The 23,773-nt window shown below is 64.8% G+C and carries 20 protein-coding genes, 5 tRNA genes and 1 pseudogene; 9 read left to right on the top strand and 17 right to left on the bottom strand.

The features are described 5' to 3' along the window. Positions 1-29: 29 nt before the first annotated feature. Positions 30-2,252 (bottom strand): DNA internalization-related competence protein ComEC/Rec2, encoded by a 2,223-nt coding sequence (locus RAM80_RS25295; protein ID WP_416423131.1) that lies wholly within the window; start codon positions 2,250-2,252, stop codon positions 30-32. A gap of 147 nt (positions 2,253-2,399) precedes the next feature. Here RAM80_RS25295 and RAM80_RS25290 point away from each other — a divergent pair, with 147 nt between their 5' ends. Continuing rightward, entirely contained in the window at positions 2,400-2,912 is a 513-nt protein-coding gene (locus tag RAM80_RS25290; protein ID WP_416423130.1) for a DUF2062 domain-containing protein, read from the top strand. Between the two features lie 94 nt (positions 2,913-3,006). Here RAM80_RS25290 and RAM80_RS25285 read toward each other — a convergent pair whose 3' ends face one another. The 3 genes from RAM80_RS25285 to RAM80_RS25275 all read right to left on the bottom strand — a co-directional run bounded on the left by RAM80_RS25285 (position 3,007) and on the right by RAM80_RS25275 (position 5,482). Next, positions 3,007-3,786: an ABC transporter permease gene (locus RAM80_RS25285; RefSeq protein ID WP_416423129.1), complete on the bottom strand. Its 780-nt coding sequence runs from the start codon at positions 3,784-3,786 to the stop codon at positions 3,007-3,009. Beyond that, a complete protein-coding gene (locus RAM80_RS25280; protein WP_416423128.1) occupies positions 3,783-4,715 on the bottom strand; it encodes an ABC transporter ATP-binding protein in 933 nt (310 codons plus the stop codon). The genes RAM80_RS25285 and RAM80_RS25280 overlap by 4 nt, the downstream gene beginning before the upstream one ends. Positions 4,716-4,858: 143 nt before the next feature. Next, positions 4,859-5,482: a glutathione S-transferase gene (locus RAM80_RS25275; RefSeq protein ID WP_416423127.1), complete on the bottom strand. Its 624-nt coding sequence runs from the start codon at positions 5,480-5,482 to the stop codon at positions 4,859-4,861. A 183-nt stretch (positions 5,483-5,665) separates the two neighbouring features. On the opposite strand from RAM80_RS25275, the gene RAM80_RS25270 reads away from it, so the two are divergent. Beyond that, positions 5,666-8,113, top strand: coding sequence for an acyl-CoA dehydrogenase (locus tag RAM80_RS25270; protein WP_416423126.1), 2,448 nt, complete (start codon positions 5,666-5,668; stop codon positions 8,111-8,113). 59 nt (positions 8,114-8,172) lie between these two features. Next, positions 8,173-8,586 (top strand): PA2817 family protein, encoded by a 414-nt coding sequence (locus RAM80_RS25265; RefSeq protein ID WP_416423125.1) that lies wholly within the window; start codon positions 8,173-8,175, stop codon positions 8,584-8,586. 115 nt (positions 8,587-8,701) lie between these two features. Here RAM80_RS25265 and RAM80_RS25260 read toward each other — a convergent pair. The 5 genes from RAM80_RS25260 to RAM80_RS25240 all read right to left on the bottom strand — a co-directional run bounded on the left by RAM80_RS25260 (position 8,702) and on the right by RAM80_RS25240 (position 9,506). After that, positions 8,702-8,777: transfer RNA gene (locus RAM80_RS25260), tRNA-Gly, on the bottom strand. Between the two features lie 316 nt (positions 8,778-9,093). Continuing rightward, positions 9,094-9,169 (bottom strand) — tRNA-Gly (locus tag RAM80_RS25255). Between the two features lie 3 nt (positions 9,170-9,172). Continuing rightward, positions 9,173-9,248 (bottom strand) — tRNA-Glu (locus RAM80_RS25250). Positions 9,249-9,352: 104 nt separating this feature from the next. After that, a tRNA-Gly gene (locus RAM80_RS25245) sits at positions 9,353-9,428 on the bottom strand. A gap of 2 nt (positions 9,429-9,430) precedes the next feature. Next, positions 9,431-9,506, bottom strand: a tRNA-Glu gene (locus RAM80_RS25240). A gap of 253 nt (positions 9,507-9,759) precedes the next feature. On the opposite strand from RAM80_RS25240, the gene RAM80_RS25235 reads away from it, so the two are divergent. Then, entirely contained in the window at positions 9,760-10,524 is a 765-nt protein-coding gene (locus RAM80_RS25235) for a hypothetical protein (protein ID WP_416423124.1), read from the top strand. Positions 10,525-10,603: 79 nt separating this feature from the next. Here RAM80_RS25235 and RAM80_RS25230 read toward each other — a convergent pair whose 3' ends face one another. Further along, positions 10,604-11,086 (bottom strand): GAF domain-containing protein, encoded by a 483-nt coding sequence (locus RAM80_RS25230; protein ID WP_416423123.1) that lies wholly within the window; start codon positions 11,084-11,086, stop codon positions 10,604-10,606. Next, positions 11,083-11,973, bottom strand: coding sequence for an ATP-binding protein (locus RAM80_RS25225; protein WP_416423122.1), 891 nt, complete (start codon positions 11,971-11,973; stop codon positions 11,083-11,085). Before RAM80_RS25225 ends, RAM80_RS25230 begins: the two co-directional genes overlap by 4 nt. A 135-nt stretch (positions 11,974-12,108) precedes the next feature. Between RAM80_RS25225 and RAM80_RS25220 the strand changes: the two genes are divergently transcribed. Continuing rightward, the gene (locus RAM80_RS25220) at positions 12,109-14,430 is read left to right on the top strand and encodes a response regulator (RefSeq protein WP_416423121.1); all 2,322 of its coding nucleotides are present in this window, start codon (positions 12,109-12,111) and stop codon (positions 14,428-14,430) included. Here RAM80_RS25220 and RAM80_RS25215 read toward each other — a convergent pair. From RAM80_RS25215 to msrB, 3 genes are all read right to left on the bottom strand, one after another. Continuing rightward, positions 14,414-14,860: a MarR family winged helix-turn-helix transcriptional regulator gene (locus tag RAM80_RS25215; protein WP_416423120.1), complete on the bottom strand. Its 447-nt coding sequence runs from the start codon at positions 14,858-14,860 to the stop codon at positions 14,414-14,416. The two genes, RAM80_RS25220 and RAM80_RS25215, sit on opposite strands and share 17 nt — an antisense overlap. Further along, a complete protein-coding gene (locus tag RAM80_RS25210; protein ID WP_416423119.1) occupies positions 14,857-15,342 on the bottom strand; it encodes a glutathione peroxidase in 486 nt (161 codons plus the stop codon). Before RAM80_RS25210 ends, RAM80_RS25215 begins: the two co-directional genes overlap by 4 nt. 167 nt (positions 15,343-15,509) lie before the next feature. After that, on the bottom strand, positions 15,510-15,905 hold the full coding sequence (gene msrB, locus RAM80_RS25205; protein ID WP_416423118.1) for a peptide-methionine (R)-S-oxide reductase MsrB: 396 nt from the start codon (positions 15,903-15,905) through the stop codon (positions 15,510-15,512). A 167-nt stretch (positions 15,906-16,072) separates the two neighbouring features. Between msrB and RAM80_RS25200 the strand changes: the two genes are divergently transcribed. Both RAM80_RS25200 and htpX read left to right on the top strand, forming a co-directional pair. Then, positions 16,073-17,284: a pyridoxal phosphate-dependent aminotransferase gene (locus RAM80_RS25200; RefSeq protein ID WP_416423117.1), complete on the top strand. Its 1,212-nt coding sequence runs from the start codon at positions 16,073-16,075 to the stop codon at positions 17,282-17,284. A gap of 260 nt (positions 17,285-17,544) precedes the next feature. After that, the gene (htpX, locus tag RAM80_RS25195; RefSeq protein ID WP_416423116.1) at positions 17,545-18,432 is read left to right on the top strand and encodes a protease HtpX; all 888 of its coding nucleotides are present in this window, start codon (positions 17,545-17,547) and stop codon (positions 18,430-18,432) included. 105 nt (positions 18,433-18,537) lie between these two features. Here the strand turns inward: htpX and RAM80_RS25190 are convergent, their stop codons facing one another. Next, positions 18,538-19,191, bottom strand: coding sequence for a thiopurine S-methyltransferase (locus RAM80_RS25190; protein WP_416423115.1), 654 nt, complete (start codon positions 19,189-19,191; stop codon positions 18,538-18,540). 102 nt (positions 19,192-19,293) lie between these two features. Here RAM80_RS25190 and RAM80_RS25185 point away from each other — a divergent pair, with 102 nt between their 5' ends. After that, positions 19,294-20,061 carry a DODA-type extradiol aromatic ring-opening family dioxygenase gene (locus tag RAM80_RS25185; protein WP_416423114.1) on the top strand — a complete coding sequence of 256 codons (768 nt, stop codon included), beginning with the start codon at positions 19,294-19,296 and terminating at the stop codon, positions 20,059-20,061. 139 nt (positions 20,062-20,200) lie between these two features. Here the strand turns inward: RAM80_RS25185 and RAM80_RS25180 are convergent. Then, a pseudogene (locus RAM80_RS25180) lies at positions 20,201-21,899 on the bottom strand (DEAD/DEAH box helicase). 358 nt (positions 21,900-22,257) lie between these two features. On the opposite strand from RAM80_RS25180, the gene RAM80_RS25175 reads away from it, so the two are divergent. Continuing rightward, positions 22,258-23,049 (top strand): crotonase/enoyl-CoA hydratase family protein, encoded by a 792-nt coding sequence (locus RAM80_RS25175; RefSeq protein ID WP_416423113.1) that lies wholly within the window; start codon positions 22,258-22,260, stop codon positions 23,047-23,049. 1 nt (position 23,050) lies between these two features. On the opposite strand, the gene RAM80_RS25170 is transcribed toward RAM80_RS25175, so the two are convergent. Then, positions 23,051-23,752, bottom strand: a complete 702-nt coding sequence (locus tag RAM80_RS25170; protein ID WP_416427558.1) for a spermidine synthase — start codon at positions 23,750-23,752, stop codon at positions 23,051-23,053. Between the last annotated feature and the right edge of the window lie 21 nt (positions 23,753-23,773).

Genomic DNA, 23,773 nt, shown 5'->3' with positions numbered 1-23,773 from the left:
AACATAGGGGGGCCGAGGGTCGTAGACCGTCATGTCGGGTCACGCCAGAAGCGCCGCCGCTCGCGCTCGCCACGCACCCCGTCGAAGCGCCCCAGACGCAGGTGCAGCGCACCCTGCACGGCGTTGTCGTGGACTTCGATGCCGTTGGCGCGGTAACGCTCGACCACCAGCGGGTGCGGATGCCCGAACGAGTTGTTATGGCCGCGGGAAATCAGCGCGCCGCGCGGTTTCATGGCCGTCAGCAGCAATTGCGATGACGAGGTGCGGCTGCCGTGGTGGGGCGACTGCAACCAGTGCCCGGCCAGGTCCAGGCCACTGGCCACCAACGCACGCTCGGCAGCGGCGTCGATATCCCCACCCAACAGCAGCTTCTCGCCATTCGCCTCCACCAGCAGCACGCAGGACGACGGATTGCTCTCCCGCGCCGCCGCCCAGCGCCACACGGTGAATTGCACCCCATCCCACTGCCACTGGTGCCCGGCCTCGCAGGGCTGCGCGCCCAGCTGCGCCGGCAATTGCCCAGCCTCGCCGCTCCACACTGCGGCCACCGGCACCCCGCGCATCACCGCCGGGGCGCCACCGGCGTGGTCCATGTGCGCGTGGCTGATCAGCATCAGGTCCAGGCGCCGCACGCCCAGGCCATGCAGGTTGGGCAACACCACCCGCTCACCGGCATCCTGCCCCGGCGTGCGCGGGCCGGTGTCGTACAACAGTGCGTGATTGCGCGTACGCACCAGCACCGCCAGGCCTTGCCCCACGTCCAGCTGGGTCACCTGGGCCTGGCCATGGGGCACTGACGCCTGGGGCGGCAGCGCCGCCAGCAGCACCAGCGGCCAGCCCAGCGGACGCAAGGGCATGCCAGCTGGCAGCAACAGCAGCAACGTGCCGGCCAGCACCAGCAGCCACGCGCCCAGGGGCAACGCCGGCGGCAGCCACGCCGGCACCCGCGCCGCCAACCAGCCCAGGGCGTCGAACAACACGGCCAGCAGGCCGCCCGCCAGCCACAGCAGCCCTTCGCCCACCCACGGCAGCGGCAGCAACAGGGCGCCCAGCAGCGCCGTGGGCAACACCGCCAGGCTCACCCACGGCACCGCCAGCAGATTGGCCAGCGGGCCGCCGAGGCTCACGGGCAACCCCAGCGCCAGCATCGCCGGCAGCAAACCCACGGCCATCAGCCATTGCGCGCGGGTCCAGGCGCGCCACCACGGCCAGGCACCCAGCCTGCCGGAAAACACCAGCATCAACACCGCCACCGCCGCGAACGACAGCCAGAACCCAGGCAGCAGGCTCACCAGTGGGTCGCTCAGCAACACCGCGTTCAACGCCACCAGCAGCGGCAGCCACACCCCCAGATGGCGGAAGCGCAGGCGCCACAACAGCACCAGCCCGAGCATGATGCACGCCCGTCGCACCGGCACCTGGAACCCGGCCAGCAGCCCGTAGCCCAGCGCCGCGGCGAAGGCCAGGCCACACGCCCAGGGCAGCCAGGGCAGCGCCCGCGGCCACAGCCCGAAACGCGCCAGCGCTGCCACGAGGCCGTAGACCAGGCCGGCCAGCAGGCCGATGTGCGTGCCGGAAATCACCAGCAGGTGCACGGTGCCAGTGGCTTGCAGCACGTTCCATTGCTCGCGACTGATGGCCGAACCGTCGCCCATCACCAGCGCCACCAGCACGCCCTGGTAGCCCTGGGCATCCACCGCCAGCAGGCGTTGGCGCAGGCCGTCGCGCCAGGCTCCTTGCGCCGGGGCCTGCAGCTGGCCGTCCTTGACGCTGCCGGTGGCGCCGATGCGCCGGGCCAGCATCCAGGCTTCGGCATCCAGGCCCGCCGGGTTCACCAGCCCCCGCGGCCGCTTCAACGTCACCGCCAGGCGCCAGCGCTCACCGGCATTGACCACCGGCCCGTTGAACCACGACAGGCGCACCGTGGCTGGCAGGGCATGGCGCCGCGCCTGCGGGTCGCTCACCTCGAAACGCACGGAGGCGCCCTGGTTGTCCGGCAGCCCGCTGACTCGCCCCTCCAGCCACAGGGTCTGGCCATCCAGGGCGAGCGACAGACGGTCATCCAGCGCACGCTGCCCTTGCCAGGCCGCCCAGGCCAGGCCCAGCACCAGCAGCCCCAGGCGCGCCCAACGCCACCAGCACAGCGCCATGCCCAGCGCCACGAGCCCCAGCAACAGCGGGGTGCCTGGCAGCACCGGGAGAAAACGCAGCGCCACCAGGCCCGTGGCCAGTGCCAGCATCGCAGTACGCATACACTCATCCTTGAGCAGCAGGGCGACCAGCATCCGCGCAAACCCGGGGAAGCGCTGCTCAATATTTGTCACAAAGTCTGAACGGAGCTGTCAGCAAAGCCGGGCATACTGAGGGCCACCCTCCCTGCCCGCGCCGCGAGAACCTGGATGCCACGCCGCCTGTTCAAACGCTACATGCCCGACCCCGAGCGCTTGCGCGGCAACAAGTCGCTACGCTTTCTCGGGCGCCTGTTGCATGACCCGAACCTGTGGCACCTGAACCGCCGGGGGGTGTCCCGGGCCATGGCGGTGGGGCTGTTCGCCGCTTTCCTGCCCATTCCCTTGCAGATGCTGGTGGCGGCCGCGCTGGCGGCGCTGGTGCGTGGCAACCTGGCCATTGCGGTGAGCCTGGTATGGCTGACCAACCCGCTGACCATGGCGCCGGTGTTCTTCGTCACCTACCAGGTGGGGACGTGGCTGATGGGCACCCCGCCGCGCAGCCTGCCGGACGACCTGAGCTGGGAATGGGTGAGCAGCCAGCTGGCCACCTTGTGGCAGCCGTTCGTGCTCGGGTCGGTGGTGACGGGGCTGGTGATGGGCGCCCTAGGATACGTGGCCACCCAGGGCTACTGGCGCTGGTGGGTGGCCCGCCAATGGCGCCGCCGCCACACCACCCCGTAGCAGCTGCCGCAGGCGGCGTCCGGGGTCGGCGCGGCGCCAGAGGATGCGCGGCGCCGGGGGACGCGGCCTTTGGCCGCTGCTACGGGAGCGGTGCTTAACTGCGCATGCCGCGGCCGCTCACCAGCAAGCGTGCGCAACCGATGTACAGCACCACCGTGGCCACCAGCATGAACGCCACCGCGATGCTGATGCGGATGTCCGACACACCCAGGATGCCGTAGCGGAAGGCGTTGACCATGTGCAGCACCGGGTTCACCAGCGACACGGTCTGCCAGAACGGCGGCAGCAGGGTAATGGAATAGAACACCCCGCCCAGGTAGGTCAGCGGCGTCAGCACGAAGGTCGGGATGATGGAAATATCATCGAAGTTGCGCGCAAACACCGCGTTGATGAAGCCCAGCAGCGAGAAAATCGTCGCGGTCAGGATCACCACCAGCAGGGTGATACCCAGGTGGTGCACCTGCAGGTGGGTGAAGAACAGCGACAGCAGGGTGACGATGATGCCCACCATCAACCCGCGCAGCACGCCACCGATCACGTAGCCGGTCAAAATGATGTGCGGCGACACCGGCGACACCATCAGTTCCTCGATGGAGCGCTGGAACTTGCTGCCGAAGAAGCTCGACACCACGTTGCCATAGGAGTTGGTGATCACCGACATCATGATCAGCCCCGGCACGATGTACTCCATGTAGGTGAAGCCACCCATGCCGCCGATCTGTCGGCCGATCAGGTTACCGAAGATCACGAAATACAGGACCATGGTGATGGCCGGGGGCAGCAGGGTCTGCGGCCAGATGCGCATGAAACGGCGCACCTCGCGGTAGACGATGGTGTTCAGCGCGACCCAGTTGGCTTTGACTTCGAAACTCATACGGCCACCTTCGCCAGGTTTTTCTCAACCAGGGACACGAACAGCTCCTCCAGCCGGTTGGTTTTGTTGCGCAGGCTCAGCACCTCGATGTGTTTCAAGGCCAGTTGGCCGAACAGCGCGGTAATGCCCACTTCCTTGTCCACCTGCACCTCCAGGGTGTGCGGGTCAATCAACCGGCAAGGGTAACCCTCGAGCACGGGCGCCTCGGCCAGGTCGGCCTTGAGGTCCAGCAGGAAGGTCTCCACGTGCAGCTTGCCCAGCAGGTTGCGCATGCTGGTGTTCTCGACGATGGTGCCGTGGTCGATGATGCCGATGTTGCGGCACAGCTGTTCGGCCTCTTCCAGGTAATGCGTGGTGAGGATGATGGTGGTGCCCTGCTGGTTCAGTTCGGTGAGGAAGCTCCACATCGACCGGCGCAGCTCGATGTCCACGCCCGCGGTGGGTTCGTCGAGAATCAGCAGGCGTGGGTTGTGGATGAGTGCGCGGGCGATCATCAGCCGGCGCTTCATGCCGCCCGACAGCGACCGTGAAGGCACGTCGCGCTTGTCCCACAGGCCCAGCTGGGTCAGGTACTGCTCCGAGCGTTCCTTGGCGATGCGCGGCGGGATGCCGTAGTAGCCCGCCTGGGTCACGACGATGTCGAAGGTCTTCTCGAACTGGTTGAAGTTGAACTCCTGGGGCACCACGCCGATGCTGCGCTTGAGCGCCGCCGGGTCGCGGTCCAGGTCGTGGCCGAAGATATTCACCGTGCCGCTGGTCTTGTTCACCAGGGTAGAGAGAATGCCGATGGTGGTGGACTTGCCAGCGCCGTTGGGGCCCAGCAAGGCGAAGAAGTCGCCTTCAGCCACGTCCAGGTCAATGCCCTTGAGGGCCTGGAAACCGTTGCCGTAGGTCTTGGTCAGCTGCCGGATGGACAGAGCAGAACTCATAGTTGAACCATGCACCGAAAAAAGAAAGGAAGGGTCGATAAACCTTAATAAAGACGCCGATCACCGTCACAAGGTGCGGCGGGCATGACCAATGGTGCTAGCACGCGGCGCACATGTACAGTGATCAACATCGATAATACTTATCAGGTCAACGCGGTCATGACCGCCTTGCGATAGGCCGGGCGCTGTTGCAGGCGCTCGTACCAGGCTTCCAGGTGCGGCATGGGCGGCCGTTCGATGGGCATCTCGAACCAGGCATAGATGAAGCAGCCCAGGGGTATGTCGCCCATGCCCACTTCGCTGCCCGACAGGTAGGGCTGCTGCGCCAGCGCCTCGTTCGCCACGGCCAGCACCTCGACCACGGCCTTGAACGCGGCGTTGATCTGCACCCAGTCCTGCTGCTCGGCAGGGGTGCGCAGCACGCCCCAGAACAGCGGCTTGAAGGGGTCGGCCAGGGTCGAGGTGGTCCAGTCCATCCACTTGTCGGCGCTGGCGCGCGCGGCGGGATCGGCGTTGAACCACGTCGATTCACCGCCATACTGCGCGCACAGGTAGCGAACAATGGCGTTGGACTCCCACAGCACCAGCTCGCCATCCTCGATCATCGGCACCCGGCCATTGGGGTTCTTGCTGCGGTACTCCGCCTCGTTGACCAGGCCAAACGCGCCACCGGCATCGATGGCCTGGTACGGCAGCTGCAATTCTTCTGCGCACCACAGCACCTTGCGCACGTTGGACGAGTTCTTGCGTCCCCACACCTTGAGCATTCTGTGTCTCCCGGCTGAATAGTCCGAGGAGTCTACTACCGGTCGGCGAGCGCCCCCCATGATTTTTTCCACCCCGTGGCGGCAACAGCTGGCAACGAACTCCCCGGCAATGCGGGGGTCACTAGTCTGGCAAGCGGTCTACGCTTCCTCAGTGCGCCGCCCCGTCATCATGGAGGACTGAATATGCTGTTGTTGTGGATCGTGGTACTGGTCGTCGGCAAGGCCTGGCTGTTCCATCGGCGCGTGGCGCCCCTGCCTGCCCTGGGCATTATTGCCGTATACCTGCTGGCCATGGGCATGTTCAGCCACGCGCCGGGCTGGCTGCTGGCGATATTCTGGGTGCTGCTCATTGCCAGCGCCCTGCCCCTGCTGTTGCCCGACCTGCGCCGCAAGCTGTTCACCGCCCCCCTTTTCAATTGGTTCCAGCGCACGCTGCCGCCCATGTCGCAGACCGAGCGCGAAGCCATCGACGCCGGCACCGTGTGGTGGGATGGCCAGCTGTTCAGCGGTCGCCCCGACTGGCACACCCTGCTGGGCTACCCCAAGGCGCAGCTGACCGCCGAGGAACAGGCCTTCATCGACGGCCCTACCGAAGCGCTGTGTGCCATGGTCAGCGACTGGCAGATCGGCCAGGACCTCGACCTGCCGCCCGAAGCCTGGGCACATATAAAGGAACACGGCTTCTTCGCCCTGATCATTCCCAAGGAGTACGGCGGCAAGGGCTTCTCCGCCTACGCCCACTCCCAGGTGGCGATGAAACTGGCCACCCGCAGCGGCGACCTGGCGTCCACGGTCATGGTCCCCAACTCCCTGGGCCCGGCCGAGCTGCTGCTGCACTACGGCACCGACGAACAACGCAACCATTACCTGCCGCGCCTGGCCCGCGGTGACGACATCCCCTGCTTCGCCCTCACCGGCCCGCTGGCCGGCTCCGACGCCGGCGCCATGCCTGACACCGGGGTCATCTGCAAAGGGCAATGGCAGGGCGAGGAAGTCATCGGCCTGCGCCTGAACTGGGAAAAGCGCTACATCACGTTGGGGCCGGTCGCGACCCTGCTGGGCCTGGCCTTCAAGGCCCACGACCCCGACCACCTGCTGGGTGAAGAGACGGACCTGGGCATCACCCTGGCGCTGATTCCCACCGACACGCCCGGCGTCACCATCGGCCGCCGCCACCTGCCCCTGGGCGCCGCCTTCATGAACGGCCCCAACGCCGGCAAGGACGTGTTCGTGCCGCTGGACTACCTGATCGGCGGCCAGGCCATGCTCGGCAAGGGCTGGATGATGCTGATGAACTGCCTATCGGTGGGCCGCTCCATCTCACTGCCGGCAGTGGGCACCGGTGCGGCCAAATACACCAGCCTGGTCACGGGCCAGTACACCCAGGTGCGCGAACAGTTCAACGTGCCGCTGTCTGCTTTCGAGGGTATCCAGGCTGCCATGGCGCGCATCGGCGGCAACGCCTGGCTGATGGACGCGGCGCGCATGCTGACGGCGAACGCCGTGGATCTTGGGGAAAAACCTTCGGTATTGTCGGCGATCCTCAAGTACCACCTCACCGAGCGTGGCCGCGAATGCATCAGCCACGCCATGGACGTGCACGGCGGCAAGGGCATCATCATGGGGCCCAACAACTACCTGGGCCGCAACTGGCAAGGGGCGCCCATCTTCATCACCGTGGAAGGCGCCAACATCCTTTCGCGCAACCTGATGATCTTCGGCCAGGGCGCCATTCGCTGCCACCCCTTCGTCCTCAAGGAAATGGCCCTGGCCGCCCGCGAAGACAAGGCCCAGGCACTGGTGGAGTTCGACGCCCTGCTGCTCAAGCACATCGGCTTCGCCATCGGCAACGCGGCCAGCACCTGGGTGCTCAACCTGGGCCTGGGGCATTTCGAGCACGCCCCCGGCGACGCCATCAGCCAGGGCTATTTCCGCGCACTGAACCGCCAGGCCGCCGCCTTTGCCCTGCTGGCCGACCTGAGCATGATGCTGCTGGGCGGCGAGCTCAAACGCCGGGAACGCCTGTCGGCGCGCCTGGGCGACGTGCTCAGCAATCTCTACCTGGGCTCGGCGGCGCTCAAGCGCTACCACGACCAAGGCTCGCCGGAATACCTGCAACCACTGTTGCACTGGGCCATGGAAGAAAGCCTGGGCCAGGCCGAGCGGGCGCTGGATGAGCTGCTGAAGAATTTCCCCAGCCGTATTCTGGGCTGCCTGCTGCGCGTGGTGGTGTTCCCGTTCGGCCGCCGCCACACCGGGCCTTCCGACCGCCTGGACGCCGAAGTGGCCGAAGTGATCGGCCGCGCCAAGGGTGACCCGGCGCTGGAAGAACTGCTAGCGGGTTGCTACCGCCCCACCGCCGAGGGCGACCCGGTGGCCGCGCTGCAAACGGCCTGCGACCTGCTGGCCGCCAGCCGCCCCTTGCAGAAAAAACTGCACACCGCCTACAAGGCCGGCCAGTTCACCCCTGCCCCGGAAGAAACCCTGATAGACGCGGCCCTGCAGGCCGGCGTGCTGCAGGCAGGCGAAGCCGAGACCCTGCGCCAGGCCGAAGTCGCGCGGCGCAAGGTCATCGACGTGGACGATTTCGACAAGGCGCAACTCAAGCCGGGCGACGGCCTGGTTCGATGACACACCTCCTCCCGGGCGCGTATACTCCCGCGCCCGTTTTACCCAAGAGGACCTTCAACATGGCCACCCCCTACATCGACCACCAGCTTGTGCTGCTCGATCACCTGCGCGGCATCCTGGTCGCCCTGGGTGAAGCCGAACAGGTACCCGACGAAAGCCACGCCCTGTTCCTGGAGCGCTACGACGAACTGCGCATGGAACTGCCTATCGACCCGGTCGCCAGCGCCTACCTGGGCCAGGACCTGATGTGCCAGATCATCCAGCGCTACCCGCAGATCGCCCACCTGATCCCCCGCGACCTGCTGTGGTTCTTCGGCGGCGACTGCCTGCACTACATGCCCGACGAAGAGATCGACCTGTACCAGGCCCTGGAAGAGCGCCGCTTCGAAGCGGAGGAGAACGAGGAACCGTTCGACTGGAACCAGGAGAAGCAATTGCTGGCCCTGTCGCTGCAGGACAGCAGCAAGCACTGATTGCCACCGCTCACGAAAAAGCCGCTCGATGAGCGGCTTTTTTTTGCCTGCGATGGCGATATTTTCTCGAGGCAAACAAAAACGCCGCTCAGTGAGCGGCGTTCTTGATTTAATTTGGAGCGGGAAACGAGACTCGAACTCGCGACCCCGACCTTGGCAAGGTCGTGCTCTACCAACTGAGCTATTCCCGCAGAAGACAACTTCGTGTATCAGCCATCTTGTCCGAACCGTTGATGTTCATCAGCGTTTCGATGGGGCAGATTTTGAAGCTATTTGAAGATCTTGGCAAGCACTTTTTTCAAAAAAATCGTTTTTTTTCACAGGGTTAGCGAAATAGCCGGTTAAAGGCCCCCGTAGCAGCTGCCGAAGGCTGCGTCTCGGGCGCGGACGGTGAACCTGACGCGTCCGGGACGCAGCCTTCGGCAGCGGCTACGGTCCGCCCATAACAATGACTATTTTTTCGCACAAACAAAAACGCCGCTCAATGAGCGGCGTTCTTGATGAATATGGAGCGGGAAACGAGACTCGAACTCGCGACCCCGACCTTGGCAAGGTCGTGCTCTACCAACTGAGCTATTCCCGCAAATGGCGTCCCCTAGGGGACTCGAACCCCTGTTACCGCCGTGAAAGGGCGGTGTCCTAGGCCACTAGACGAAGGGGACACGCTGCCCGGAACACATGGTGTGTGTTTCGGTGCCCAGATCCGCACCCTGAGGCTTGGTTCTGGTTTCACTCAACCCCGCCCGAAAGCGAAGCTGTTTAAAAATGGAGCGGGAAACGAGACTCGAACTCGCGACCCCGACCTTGGCAAGGTCGTGCTCTACCAACTGAGCTATTCCCGCATTGGCGTCCCCTAGGGGACTCGAACCCCTGTTACCGCCGTGAAAGGGCGGTGTCCTAGGCCACTAGACGAAGGGGACACACTACAACATTCACTCCCTGCTGCGTTTCGCTGTGTGCTTTACGCTGCAAGTGGCGCGCATTCTAGGGGTGGTTTGGGAAGTCGTCAACCCCCAATGATAAATTTATTTAAATCAATGACTTCCCTGCCGATAGCCTGACCGGGAGCGGCGTTCGCCGGCCCGGCGTGGCGGCCTTCAGGCGATAGCCTCTATCCGGGCCGTGGCTTAGCCACTACACTCAAATGGACGACAATCTGACGAGGCTTACACGGTGACACCACTCATGATCACCCTGATTATAGTAGCGGGGATCGTTGCATTGATCGCCATCGGTTATCTCAATAACGTGGTGGAGACCAACAAGCTGGAGAAGACCAAGCTCAAGCATGAGCTGGCCGACCGCTTGCGCCGCTGTGGCGAGATCACCGAGACCTTCCCCGGGCAATTCATGACACCGGCATTGAAGCTGCTGCTGACCCGCCTGGAACTCAACCTCAACCAACGCATCCTGGCCCAGGACAAGGGCAACGCCGCCATCAAGGCGCGCCTGGTGGAACTGGAAGCGGAAATCGCCAAGGGCGAAGGCATTGCTGTAAAGAATGCACCTATCCCTATCCAGACCGAGGTCAAGGCCAAGGACGTGCGTTTCCTGCTCGAAGCCCTGCACGCCCAGGTGACCCGCGCGGCCCAGGACGGCTTCCTGCCGGCCAACGAGGCCAAGCACTGGATCCGCGAGATTCGTCATATATTGGTGCTGCTGCACATCGAGTTCTTCAACAACCTGGGGCAGGCGGCGCTGCAGGCCGAACAACCGGGCCAGGCGCGCCTGGCGTTCGAGCGCGGCGCCCAATACCTGCGCAAGCAGCCGGAGCCCGCGGTTTACCAGGAACAGCTCAAGTACATGGAGAAGTTGCTGGCGCGGGCCAACGCCCTGGTGCTGGACAGCACCGCACCGAGCGAAGACGACCACAACGAATTGACCGAGGGGCTGAAGGAAGTCGAGCCCGAGTGGAAGAAGAAAGTTATCTACGATTGATCGGCATCACCCCATCGCGACCAAGGTCGGCTCCTACCACGCAGGAGCCGACCTTGGTCGCGATGGGGGCAATGAAATATCAGCAATCGGTGGAACGCAGGAAAATCTCCACCATCTTTTCCATCCCCGCCTGGTCCGCTTCGCTGAAGCGCGCCAGCTTGGGGCTGTCCAGGTCCAGCACGCCAATCAGGCGGCCATCCTTCACCAGCGGAATCACCAGCTCACTGTTCGAGGCACTGTCGCAGGCGATATGGCCGGGGAACGCGTGCACGTCTTCCACGCGCTGGGTCTGGCGGGTGGCCGCCGCGGCGCCGCACACCCCCTTGCTGAACGGAATGCGCACGCAGGCCACCTGGCCCTGGAACGGCCCCAGCACCAGCTCTTCATTGCGGTTGATATAGAAGCCGGCCCAGTTCAGGTCGTCCACATAGTTGTAGAGGAACGCCGAGAACTGCGAGGCGTTGGCAATGAAGTCGCGCTCGTCGGCGAGCAGCGATTCCAGTTGCGCGGTCAGCATCGCGTAGCCTTCGAGGCCCTGGCCGGTGCTGTTCAAATCGATCATTGCGGTTGCTCCAGTAATGTGAGACCTACCCAGTAACGGGCAAATTGATAGGCGCAGCGGCCATTGCGGTTGCCACGGCCGGTGGCCCAGCGTGCCGCCAGGATGTCCAGCTCCGCGGTGCGCTGCCACTGCAGGCCGGCCTGGCGGGCGAATTCGCCGATCCAGTGCTCGACCACGTTGAGATAATGCTCCTGGCTGAACGGGTAGAACGACAACCACAGGCCAAACCGGTCCGACAGGGCGATCTTGTCTTCCACCGCCTCGCTGGGGTGGATCTCGCCATCGACGTTTTGCCAGTGGGCGTTGTCGCTCTCCTTCTCCGGCACCAGGTGCCGGCGGTTGGAGGTAGCGTACAGCAGCACGTTGTCCGGTGCCGACTCCAGTGAACCGTCGAGCACGCTCTTGAGGATACGGTAATCACCCTCCCCCGCCTCGAATGACAAATCGTCGCAGAACAGCACGAAGCGCTGGGGCAGGCCCGCCAGTTGCTCCACCACGCGCGGCAGGTCGGCCAAATGGTCGCGCTCGATTTCGATCAGCCGCAGCCCCTGCCCCGCGTACTCAGCCAGCAGCGCGCGCACCAGCGACGACTTGCCGGTGCCCCGCGAGCCCCACAGTAAGGCGTGGTTGGCCGGCAAGCCCTGGAGGAACTGGCGGGTATTGCCACCCAGCTGGTCGCGCTGGCGGTCCACGCCGATCAGGTCGGTGAGCCGCGTGCTCAGGCTGACCTGCAACGGCAGCAAATAGCCCGTGCGGCCGTCGCGCTGCCAGCGCGCGGCCAGGCATTGTTCCCAGTCGAGCGCCGGGCGCACGGCGGGCAACAACGGCTCCAAACGCGCCAGCACCGATTCGGCGCGTTGCAGGAATGCCTCCAGACGCGAATCCATGACTTCTCCTTTGCACATTTTCACAGTAAAACGCGCGCGGACGCTGTCGATATACTGAAATCACAGCGCCGATAAGGACACGACATCAGCTATGCTTGCCCAGCGCGCACGGAACGAACCCTTGGCCCGGTATATATGGATATAAAGTTCACCCACAGACTGTCATACAAGCAGGCTCGACTGACAGTAGTGGTCGGTTTCATTATCGGGACATTGCTGAGCATTGTGCAGATCGGCATCGATTATGCCAACGTCGACGCGGCCATCAACCGCGAAATGGTCTCGCTGCTCGAGATCAGCCACAACCCCGCTTCACGCATCGCCTACAACATCGACGCCGAGCTGGCCAAGGAACTGGCCGCAGGGCTGCTGCATTCCGAATCCATTGTCGGCGCACGCCTGTCCGACAACAACAATACCGTGCTGGCCAACGTCAGCCGGCCGCGCCTGGAAAGCCGCTACCGCTTCGTCAGCGACTTCCTGTTCGGCGAGCGCCGTACCTACGACGACGCGCTGTTCCTCAGCCACATGCCCACCGAGCGCCTGGGCACCCTGCACCTGGACGTCGACACCCTGGCCTTCGGCACGCGCTTCCTGCGCCGCGCCGAGATCACCCTGTTCTCCGGCTTCCTGCGCAGCCTGCTGCTGGCGGCCATCATGCTGGCGTTGTTCTACACCATGCTGACCAAGCCGCTGGTGCGGGTGATCAGCGCCCTGAGCAACTCCAACCCCCACGCGGCCAAGCCTACCAAGCTCGACTACCCGCCTGGCCACGAGAACGATGAAATCGGCGTGCTGGTGCGTGCGGCCAACCAGCAGTTCGTCAGTATGAGCACCGAGATCCAGCAACGGCGCACGGCCGAAAACCGCCTTACCGACTACCTGGCCGAGCTGGAGAACATCGTTTCGGCGCGCACCACCGAGCTCAAGGCCAGCAACATCCGCCTGAGCCTGTCCAACGAAGAGCTGGAGAACGCCCGGCGCACGGCCATGGAAATGGCCCAGGCCCGGGCGGCGTTCCTGGCCAACATGAGCCATGAGATCCGCACCCCGCTCAACGGCCTGCTGGGCATGATCGCGCTGTCGCTGGACAGCCCGCTGAACGCCGAGCAGCGCCAGCAGCTGTCCATCGCCCATGACTCGGGCAAGGTGCTGGTGGAACTGTTGAACGACATTCTCGACCTGTCGAAATTCGACGCAGGCCAACTGGAGCTGGAACGCATTCCCTTCGACCTCGGCGCGCTGGTGGAAGACACCGCCAACCTGCTGTCGCAGAACGCTGCGCCCAGCGTCGAGCTGGCCTGCCTGATCGACCCCCGGTTCCCCGCCATGGTGCTGGGCGACCCCACCCGGGTGCGACAGATCGTCAGCAACCTGCTGTCCAACGCCCTGAAGTTCACCCGCTTCGGCCGCGTGGATGTGCGCCTGAGCACCTACCCCGGTGGCGTCAGCATCGAGGTGTGCGACACCGGCATCGGCATTCCCCAGGAAGCCCAGGTCAAGATCTTCCAGCCGTTTACCCAGGCCGGCGCCGGCATCACCCGCCAATATGGCGGCACCGGCCTGGGCCTGGCACTCACCAACAACCTGTGCGAGGCCATGCAGGGGCGCCTGAGCATCAGCTCCGAGGCCGGTTTCGGCAGTCGCTTCAGCGCCGACCTGCCACTGCTGACCCATACGCCGGCCGTCGCCCCGCCTTTATTGAAGGGCAAGGTCATTGCCATCAGCCCGGCCAGCAGCGGCCTCGCCGAGCTGCTGCAAAGCCTGCTGCCTGGTTGGGGCCTGGACTACCAGCGGCTGAGCACCGACGCGCCGCTGGAAGGCCTGAACCCCGACCTGCTGATTACCGACTGCCTGGACTGCCTGTTCGGCCTGCGCCCGGCCATTACCGCGCCGATCCTGCTGGTGACCGCCTACGGCAACTTCCTGCCCAGCGAACAGGCCACGGCCCTCAGCCCGCTGCAACAACAGGCCCGGCCACTGGCGCGCAACGCCCTGTACCAGACCCTGCGGCGCACCCTGCTGGGTGACGAGCCCAGCCAGCAACTGGCGCTGGAGCGCGGCGAGGCGCTGCCCCGCCGCGCGCGCATCCTGCTGGTGGAGGACAACCCGGTGAACCAGCTGGTGGCCAAGGGCATGCTCAGCAAGCTGGGCTGCGAGGTGACGGTGGCCGCCCACGGTGGCGAGGCCCTGGCGGCACTGGAAGACAAGGAATACGACCTGGTGCTGATGGACTGCAACATGCCGGTAATGGACGGCTACGAGGCCAGCCGGCGCATCCGCCAGAGCGGGCGCTGGCCGCAGCTACCCATCGTGGCGCTGACCGCCAACGCCATGCCCGAGGAGCGCGAGCGCTGCCGTGCGGCGGGCATGAGCGATTACCTGGCCAAGCCGTTCCGTCGCGAAGAGCTGATCACCCTGATCGACCACTGGATCCCACTCAACCTCGCGCCGTGAGCTGCGCCAGCAGGTGCTCCAGCCCCTGCTGCAAGGGCTGCAGCTGGTTGAGGTCCAGCCCACTGGCGCAAATCAGCCGCTCGCGCAATGCAGCGGCCTGGTCGCGCAGCGCCAAGCCCTGATCGGTCAGGCCCAGGTGCACTTCACGTTCGTCGTGCACGGCACGCCGGCGCACTACCAGGCCCAGCTGTTCGATGCGCTTGAGCAACGGCGTGAGGGTGCCTGAATCCAGCATCAGCCGCTCGCCCAAAGCCTTCACCGTGGGCTGTTCCGGCGCGCTGGCGTGCCACTCCCACAGCACCAGCATGGCCAGGTACTGCGGGTAGGTGAGGCCCAGGGCGTCGAGCATCGGCTTGTAGCCACGGGTCACGGCGCGGGAGGCGGCATACAGCTTGAAACACAACTGGTCGTCCAGCAGCAGGCCGGTCATTTCAGCAGCGCTTGGATCTCGCCGTCCAGCTCCTGGGGCTTGGTGGTGGGGCCGAAGCGCTTGACCAGCTTGCCGTCCTTGCCAATCAGGAACTTGGTGAAGTTCCACTTGATGCCCTGGGACCCCAGCAGGCCCGGCGCGCGCTTTTTCAGCTGTACGAACAGCGGGTGGGCGTGGGCGCCATTGACGTCGATCTTCTTGAATAAAGGAAAGGTAACGCCGAAGTTCAGCTCGCAGAACTGCGAGATCTGGTCTTCACTGCCAGGCTCCTGCTTGCCGAACTGGTTGCAGGGAAAGCCCAGCACCACCAGGCCCTGGTCCTTGTAGTCCTGCCACAGCTGCTCCAGCCCCTTGTATTGCGGGGTGAAGCCGCACTTGCTGGCGGTGTTGACCACCAGGATGGCCTTGCCGGCGAAATCGGCCAGGGTTTTCTGCTCACCGGTGATGGTGGCGCAAGGAATGTTCAGCAGGGCGTCGCTCATGGCAGGTCCTCCGTGGGTGGAAGGATAACCATAGCGTGCAATTCAATTGCACACAATTCAAATAAACTCCCGTAGCATCGGCGGGGCGGCCATCCGCCGAAGGCCGCGTCCTGGCCGAGGGTGCGCGGCGCCTGGGACGCGGCCTGGGGCCGCTGCTACGGGAATTGTTACTCGCGGGGTACCAGGTCCAGGCACACCGAGTTGATGCAGTAGCGCAGGCCGGTCGGCGGCGGGCCGTCGGGGAACACATGGCCCAGGTGGGCGTCGCAGGTCGCGCAGGTGACTTCGGTGCGGATCATGCCGTGGCTGGTGTCACGGATCTCGATCATCGCACTGTCTTCGATCGGCGCGTAGAAGCTCGGCCAGCCGCAACCGGAATCGAACTTGGTGGTCGAATCGAACAGTGCGGCATTACAGCACACGCAATGGTACACGCCATCGGTCTTGGTGCTGTTGTACTTGCCCGTGAACGGGCGTTCGGTGGCCTTGAGGCGGCAGACGTTGTATTGCTCGGGGTCGAGCATCGCCTTCCATTCTTCCTCGGTCTTGGTGAACTTGGTCATCGGGTTACCTCGGCAGCTGAAAAACCCCGATCTGTCCCTTTTCCGGGGATCGGGTGGCACGTATGATTGCGCCTTGTTCAGACCCCAGTCTGTCACCCACGCCAGGCGCATTCAATTTCATTTTCACCGCGCCATCTCGCGGCACTTTTTTTCCTTGGGATTCCATCATGCAGGTCAGCAAATCGAACAAGCTCGCCAACGTCTGCTATGACATTCGCGGGCCGGTGCTCAAGCACGCCAAACGCCTGGAGGAGGAAGGCCACCGCATCCTCAAGCTGAACATCGGCAACCCGGCGCCGTTTGGCTTCGAGGCGCCGGACGAAATCCTCCAGGACGTGATCCGCAACCTGCCCACCGCCCAAGGGTACAGCGACTCCAAGGGCCTGTTCAGCGCGCGCAAGGCCGTGATGCAGTACTACCAGCAGAAGCAGGTGGAAGGCATCGGCATCGAGGACATCTACCTGGGCAACGGCGTCTCCGAGCTGATCGTGATGGCCCTGCAGGCCCTGCTCAACAACGGCGACGAGGTGCTGGTACCGGCGCCTGACTACCCGCTGTGGACCGCCTCGGTGAGCCTGGCCGGCGGCCACGCCGTGCACTACCTGTGCGACGAGCAGGCCAACTGGTGGCCTGACCTGGACGACATCAAGGCCAAGATCACCCCCAACACCAAGGCCATGGTGATCATCAACCCGAACAACCCCACCGGCGCGGTGTATTCGAAGGAAGTGCTGCTGGGCATGCTGGAAATCGCCCGCCAGCACAACCTGGTGGTGTTCTCCGACGAGATCTACGACAAGATCCTCTACGACGACGCCGTGCACGTGTGCACCGCTTCGCTGGCCCCGGACCTGCTGTGCCTGACCTTCAACGGCCTGTCCAAGTCCTACCGCGTGGCCGGCTTCCGTTCCGGCTGGATCGCCATCTCCGGGCCCAAGCACAACGCCCAGAGCTACATCGAAGGCATCGACATCCTGGCCAACATGCGCCTGTGCGCCAACGTGCCGAGCCAACACGCCATCCAGACCGCCCTGGGCGGCTACCAGAGCATCAACGATCTGGTACTGCCCAACGGCCGCCTGCTGGAGCAGCGCAACCGCACCTGGGAACTGCTCAACGACATTCCTGGCGTGAGCTGCGTGAAGCCCATGGGCGCGCTGTACGCGTTCCCGCGCATCGACCCGAAAGTGTGCCCGATCCACAACGACGAGAAGTTCGTGCTGGACCTGCTGCTGTCGGAAAAACTGCTGGTGGTGCAGGGCACCGCATTCAACTGGCCATGGCCTGACCACTTCCGCGTGGTCACCCTGCCGCGCGTCGACGACCTGGAACAGGCCATCGGCCGCATCGGCGGCTTCCTGAAGAACTACAAGCAGTAATACCCCCCCGTAGCAGCTGCCGCCAGGCTGCGTCAGCCCCACCCCGTGGAGCCCTGACGCAGCCTGGCGGCAGCTGCTACGCATTTGGTAACACTTCTCCGAACAACCACTGATCCCGCCACCCCACGGCGGTAGCGCCCTGCTGTCTAGAATCATGGTTGTGACACAGTTTGAAATAGTCGCGTTGTTGAATCGCCGGGGCCCTCCCCTTATATACCCGTCAACGCGACAATTTCTTCCGTTAGGAGTACGTAACAACCATGATGCGCATCTTGCTGTTTCTAGCCACCAACCTTGCGGTCGTGCTGATTGCCAGCATCACCCTGAGCCTTTTTGGCTTCAACGGGTTCATGGCAGCCAACGGCGTGGATCTGAACCTCAAACAACTGCTGGTCTTCTGCGCCGTGTTCGGCTTCGCCGGCTCGCTGTTCTCGCTGTTCATCTCCAAGTGGATGGCGAAAATGAGCACCAGCACGCAAATCATCAGCCAGCCACGCACCCGCCACGAACAGTGGCTGCTGGCGACCGTTGAACAGCTGTCCCGCGAGGCCGGCATCAAGATGCCCGAGGTGGGCATCTTCCCGGCCTACGAGGCCAACGCCTTCGCCACCGGCTGGAACAAGAACGATGCCCTGGTGGCGGTCAGCCAGGGCCTGCTGGAGCGCTTCTCGCCCGACGAGGTGAAAGCGGTGCTGGCCCACGAGATCGGCCACGTGGCCAACGGCGACATGGTCACCCTGGCGCTGGTGCAGGGCGTGGTGAACACCTTCGTGATGTTCTTCGCGCGCATCATCGGCAACTTCGTCGACAAGGTCATTTTCAAGAACGAGGAAGGCCAGGGCATGGCCTACTACATCGCGACCATCTTCGCCGAACTGGTGCTGGGTATCCTGGCCAGCGTCATCGTCATGTGGTTCTCGCGCAAGCGTGAATTCCGCGCCGACGAAGCCGGCGCTCGCCTGGCGGGCACCGGGGCGATGATCGGCGCCCTGCAGCGCCTGCGCTCGGAACAGGGCGTGCCAGTGCACATGCCTGACACCCTGACCGCCTTCGGCATCAACGGCGGCCTCAAGCACGGCCTGGCTGGCCTGTTCATGAGCCACCCACCGCTGGAAGACCGCATCGAGGCGCTGCGCCGCCGCGGTTGATGGAGGCGCAACACCACCTGTAGCCGCTGCCGTAGGCTGCGCTGGCCCTGAGCCACACTGGAGATCTCCAGCGTACACAAGGGCCAGCGCAGCCTGCGGCAGCGGCTACGAGGTGAGGTGGTAGGCGCGCTCGTGCAGGCGCTGGGCGCCGGCATCGACGAACTTGCCGCCCTCCCCCAGGATGTCCCGGCACTCCAGCTGCTCGACCTGCCACTGACCGCCCCACAACGCCTGCACTTCATCATCCGGCACCGCGAACGGCGGCCCGGGGAGCACGTCCTGGTCGTAATCCAGCGTCACCAGCAGCCCCGCGCAGCCTTTGGGCAGAATCGCCGTCAGGTGCTGCACGTAGCGGCGACGCATCTCCGGCGGCAAGGCAATCAGCGCAGCGCGGTCGTACAGCGCCGTACAACCGGCCACGTCCTGCGCCGTCAGCGCGAAAAAATCCCCGCACCACAGCTGCACATCACCCGCCTGGTAGCGCGTGAACGCGCCCTCGGCGTGTACTTGGGGTTGCAGCTGCCGCTCATGGAAAAATGCCTGCACGGCCTTCTCCGCCAGCTCCACGCCCAGCACCCGCACGCCCTGCCCCGCCAGCCACGCCAGGTCCAGGCTCTTGCCGCACAAGGGCACCAGCACCTGGGCGCCAGGCGCAACGCCCAGGGCCGGCCAATGGCGCTGCAGGTACGGGTTGACCTGCGCCTGGTGAAAACCGATCTGGTTGCGCTGCCAGCGCTCCTGCCAAAAATCAGCCTGCATGCTTTACCCCATCAATTCGATCAAACGGCACTAAAACTTATATTAGATTTAGATCAATCACTGGCCGATGATAATCCCATCTCAACGCTCAGGACTTCAATCATGCTGCCCAGCCTGTTCATCTCCCACGGTTCGCCCATGCTCGCCCTGCAGCCCGGCGCCAGCGGCCCGGCACTTGCCAGGCTGGCCGCCGAACTGCCGCGCCCAAAAGCCATCGTGGTGGTGTCGGCGCACTGGGAAAGCCGCGAGCTGCTGGTGGCCAGCAGCCCGGCCCCGGAAACCTGGCACGACTTCGGCGGCTTCCCGCCCGAGCTGTTTGCCGTGCAGTACCCGGCGCCCGGCGAACCCGCCCTGGCCGCGGACATTGCCCAGCGCCTGACCGACGCCGGCCTGCCGGCGCGCCTGGACCCACAACGGCCGTTCGACCACGGCGCCTGGGTGCCGTTGTCGCTGATGTACCCGGCGGCCGACATTCCGGTGGTGCAGGTGTCGCTGCCCAGCCGCCTGGGGCCGCAGTTGCAACACCTGGTGGGCCAGGCCCTGGCCGGCTTGCGCGGCGAAGGCGTGCTGCTGATCGGCTCGGGCAGTATCACCCACAACCTGCGCGAACTGGACTGGCACGCCGGCCCGGAAAGCGCCACGCCGTGGGCCAAGGCCTTCCGCGACTGGATGCTGGAAAAACTGCAGGCCGATGACCAGGCCGCGCTGTTCGACTACCGCCAGCAAGCGCCCTTTGCGGCGAAGAACCACCCCAGCGACGAGCACTTGTTGCCGCTGTACTTCGCCCGCGGCGCAGGCGACACCTTCGGCCTGGCCCACGCGGGCTGGACCCTGGGCGCGCTCGGCATGGATATCTATCGCTTCGATTGACAGACGCCGCCTGGCGGCAGCTGCTACGCAGGGCCTCTGTAGCAGCGGCCGCAGGCCGCGTCCCGCCCCACACGCAGGCAAAAAAAATCCCCGGCACCAGGCCGGGGATTTTTCATTTCAGATCAGCCGCAAGGCAGGATCAGTCTTCGCGATAGCGACGCAGCTTCAGCTGCTTGCCGGCAACGCGAGTGTCCTTGAGCTTGGCCAGCAGCTTCTCCAGACCTTCCTCAGGCAGCTCGACCAGGCTGAAGCTGTCGCGTACCTGGATACGGCCGATCGCTTCGCGGGCCAGGCCGCCTTCGTTGAGGATAGCGCCCAGCAGGTTCTTCGCGGCGATACCGTCGCGAGCACCCAGGGCAGTACGGCAGCGTGCACGGCCTTCGCCCAGAGGCATTGGCGCGCGACGCTCGCGGTCACCACGCTCAGGACGGTCACCACCGGTACGCTCACGCGGCGCGCTGGTCGGCACCAGTGGCTGCTCGCGCTCTACCGCTTCCAGGGTCAGCGCCTGGCCATTGGTGGCCTTGCGCAGCAGGGCAGCGGCCAGGGCACGTGGAGTGCAGCCGATGTCAGCGGTCAGGCGGTCCAGCAGGTCGCCATGGGTGGCTTCTGCGTCGGCAACCAGCGGCGCCAGGCCGTTGGTCAGCTTCTTGATGCGGGCATCAAGCACAGCCTGGGCGTTCGGCAGGCGAACTTCGGCAACCTTCTGGCCAGTTACACGCTCGATAACCTGCAGCATGCGGCGCTCACGCGGGGTGACCAGCAGCAGGGCACGGCCTTCGCGACCGGCACGGCCAGTACGGCCGATACGGTGAACGTAGGACTCTGGGTCGTACGGCATGTCGACGTTGAACACGTGAGTGATGCGCGGTACGTCCAGGCCACGGGCAGCGACGTCGGTAGCGACGACGATGTCCAGGCGGCCATCCTTCAGCGAGTCGATGACGCGCTCACGCTGGTTCTGGGCAATGTCGCCGTTCAGGGCGGCAGCCTTGTAGCCTTTGGCTTCAAGGGCGCTGGCCAGGTCCAGGGTGGCTTGCTTGGTACGCACGAAGGCGATCAGGGCGTCGAACTCTTCCACTTCCAGCAGGCGCAGGACAGCGGAAGTCTTCTGGTCAGCGTGAACCAGCAGGTGAGCCTGCTCGATCGCGGTAACGGTCTGGGTCTTGCTCTGGATCTTGACGTGTTTCGGGTCTTTCAGGTGACGCTCGGCGATTGCGCGGATCGACTGCGGCAGGGTAGCCGAGAACAGTACGGTCTGACGCGACTCGGGCATGGCCTTGAAGATGACTTCCAGGTCGTCCATGAAGCCCAGCTTGAGCATTTCGTCGGCTTCGTCGAGAACCAGGTGGTTCACGGTGGCCAGGACCTTCTCGTCACGACGCAGGTGGTCGCACAGACGGCCAGGGGTTGCCACGACGATTTGCGCGCCGTTGCGGATAGCTTTCAGTTGCGGGCCCATCGGGGCACCGCCATACACGGCCACTACGGTTACGCCAGGCATCTGCTTGGCGTAGGTTTCGAATGCAGTGGCTACTTGCAGCGCCAACTCACGGGTTGGCGCCAGGATCAGGGCTTGCGGCTCGCGCTTGCTCGGGTCGATGCGATTCAGAATCGGCAGTGCGAAGGCAGCGGTTTTACCGGTACCAGTCTGCGCCTGGCCGATCATGTCATGACCTTCCAGGATGATTGGGATCGATTGCTGCTGAATAGCCGACGGCTCTTCGTAGCCAGTCGCGATGACGGCTGCAACAATGTTCGGGTTAAGTCCGAGAGCGGCGAAGCCGCCGGTTTCCTGGGTCATGGGTCTGCCTCTAAGTGCATCCGCAAAGACCCATGCTCCAAAGCTGCGCATGCCTTGTAAGACTCGAGAGTCACCCTGGCAGCTTTGTCGGCGGGGATTTGCGAAAACGATTGAATGAAAAAAAAGAAACGTTAGGAAGAGTCCGCGGAACGGACGTGCAGTCGAAGTTGTCTTCGGGGGATTGCGCTACCTAAACGTGGCCTGATTAAAGACCGGCGCGCACTATACCTGAAATCACCGTGCACGTGAGAGTTTTTTATCGTTATCAGACGGCTGAACCCACGATTGTCACAGGCTTTGCGCAACATCGGCCGCGCGTCTATTTTGCTAGAGACCTGCGCGCCCGGCGCCCTGGCTTAATCGTTTCACCCCTTGCCCCCGAGGATGCCGATATGAGCCAACCCTGCCCCGGCCACGTCAGCCGCGAACTGCGTGGCAACGTGATGTTGATCGGCCTGGACCGCGCCGCCAAGCGCAACGCCTTCGACCTGCCCCTGCTGGAACAATTGAGCCTGGCCTACGGCGAGTACGAGCGCGAGCCCGCCGCCCGCGCCGCGGTGCTGTACGGCCACGGCGAGCACTTTAGCGCCGGCCTCGACCTGGCGGCGGTGAACACCGCCTTCGTGCAGGGCTGGAAGCTGCCGGAAGGCGGCCTGGACCCGTGGCGCGTGGGCCTGGGGCCGACCTTGAGCAAACCGCTGATCGTCGCCGCCCAAGGCTATTGCCTGACCATCGGCATCGAGCTGATGCTGGCCGCCGACATCAACCTGTGCGCCAGCAACACGCGCTTCGCGCAGATGGAAGTGCAGCGCGGCCTGTTCCCCTTCGGCGGCGCCACCGTGCGCCTGCAACAGATAGCCGGCTGGGGCAACGCCATGCGCTGGCTGCTGACCGGTGACGAGTTCGACGCCCACGAGGCCCTGCGCCTGGGGCTGGTGCAGGAAGTGATGGCCAGCGAGGACCTGCTGCCCAACGCCCTGCACCTGGCCGAACGGATTGCCGCCCAGGCGCCGCTGGGCGTCAAGGCCACCCTGGCGTCGGCGCGGCTGGCGGTGCTGGAGGGCGAGGCGGCCAGCGTCGCCACCCTGCACGCCCAGGCGCACCTGCTGCTGGGCAGCGACGACGCCCGCGAAGGCCTGGCGGCGTTTCACGAGCGCCGGCCCGGCACCTTTACCGGGCAGTGACTCAGGAGGCCGGGCGCAGCTGCGCGATCAGCGCCTGCAGCGAGTAGCCCAGGCGCGGCGCCAGGGCATCGGCGCGGGCTTTCAGGCCGTCGAGGTCGAGGTCCTGGTCCAGCTCGGCGGGAATGATCAGGATCACATTGCCCTCGGTCACCGGCAGCTCCCAGTAGTGGCGATGGTACAGGCCGCGCAGCAGCGCCGCGCCCAACGGCTTGCCGTCGTCGCCCGCCCACTGGTTGATGACCAGCCAGCCGCCCGGGTTCAGGCGCTTCTGGCAGTCTTCCAGGAAACGCCAGGCCAGATGGCCCACGCCAGGGCCGTGGTCGGTGTACAGGTCGACGAAAATCAGGTCCGCCGGCTCCGCGGTGGGCAACAGCTCGATGGCGTCGCCGGTGCGGATGTACAGCCGCGGGTCGTCGTCCAGGCCCAGGTACTCGATGGCCAGGCGCGGCACGTCGGGGCGCAGCTCGATGGCCTCGACGTCCTCCAGCGGCAGGAACTTCAGGCACGCCTGGGTCAGGGTGCCGGCGCCCAGCCCCAGGAACAGCGCGCTCTCGGGCTGTTCGTGGCACAGCGCGCCAATCAGCATGGCGCGGGTGTAGTCATACTCCAGCCAGCTGGGGTCGGCGGTGAACACACAGCTCTGCTCAATGGCATCGCCAAACTCCAGGAAGCGGTAATCCTCCACTTCCAGCACACGGATCATGCCGAACTGATCATGCACTTC

It is taken from the genome of Pseudomonas sp. App30, assembly GCF_047947025.1.
Lineage (GTDB): Bacteria > Pseudomonadota > Gammaproteobacteria > Pseudomonadales > Pseudomonadaceae > Aquipseudomonas.
This window is presented reverse-complemented; position numbering and strand designations above follow the sequence as displayed.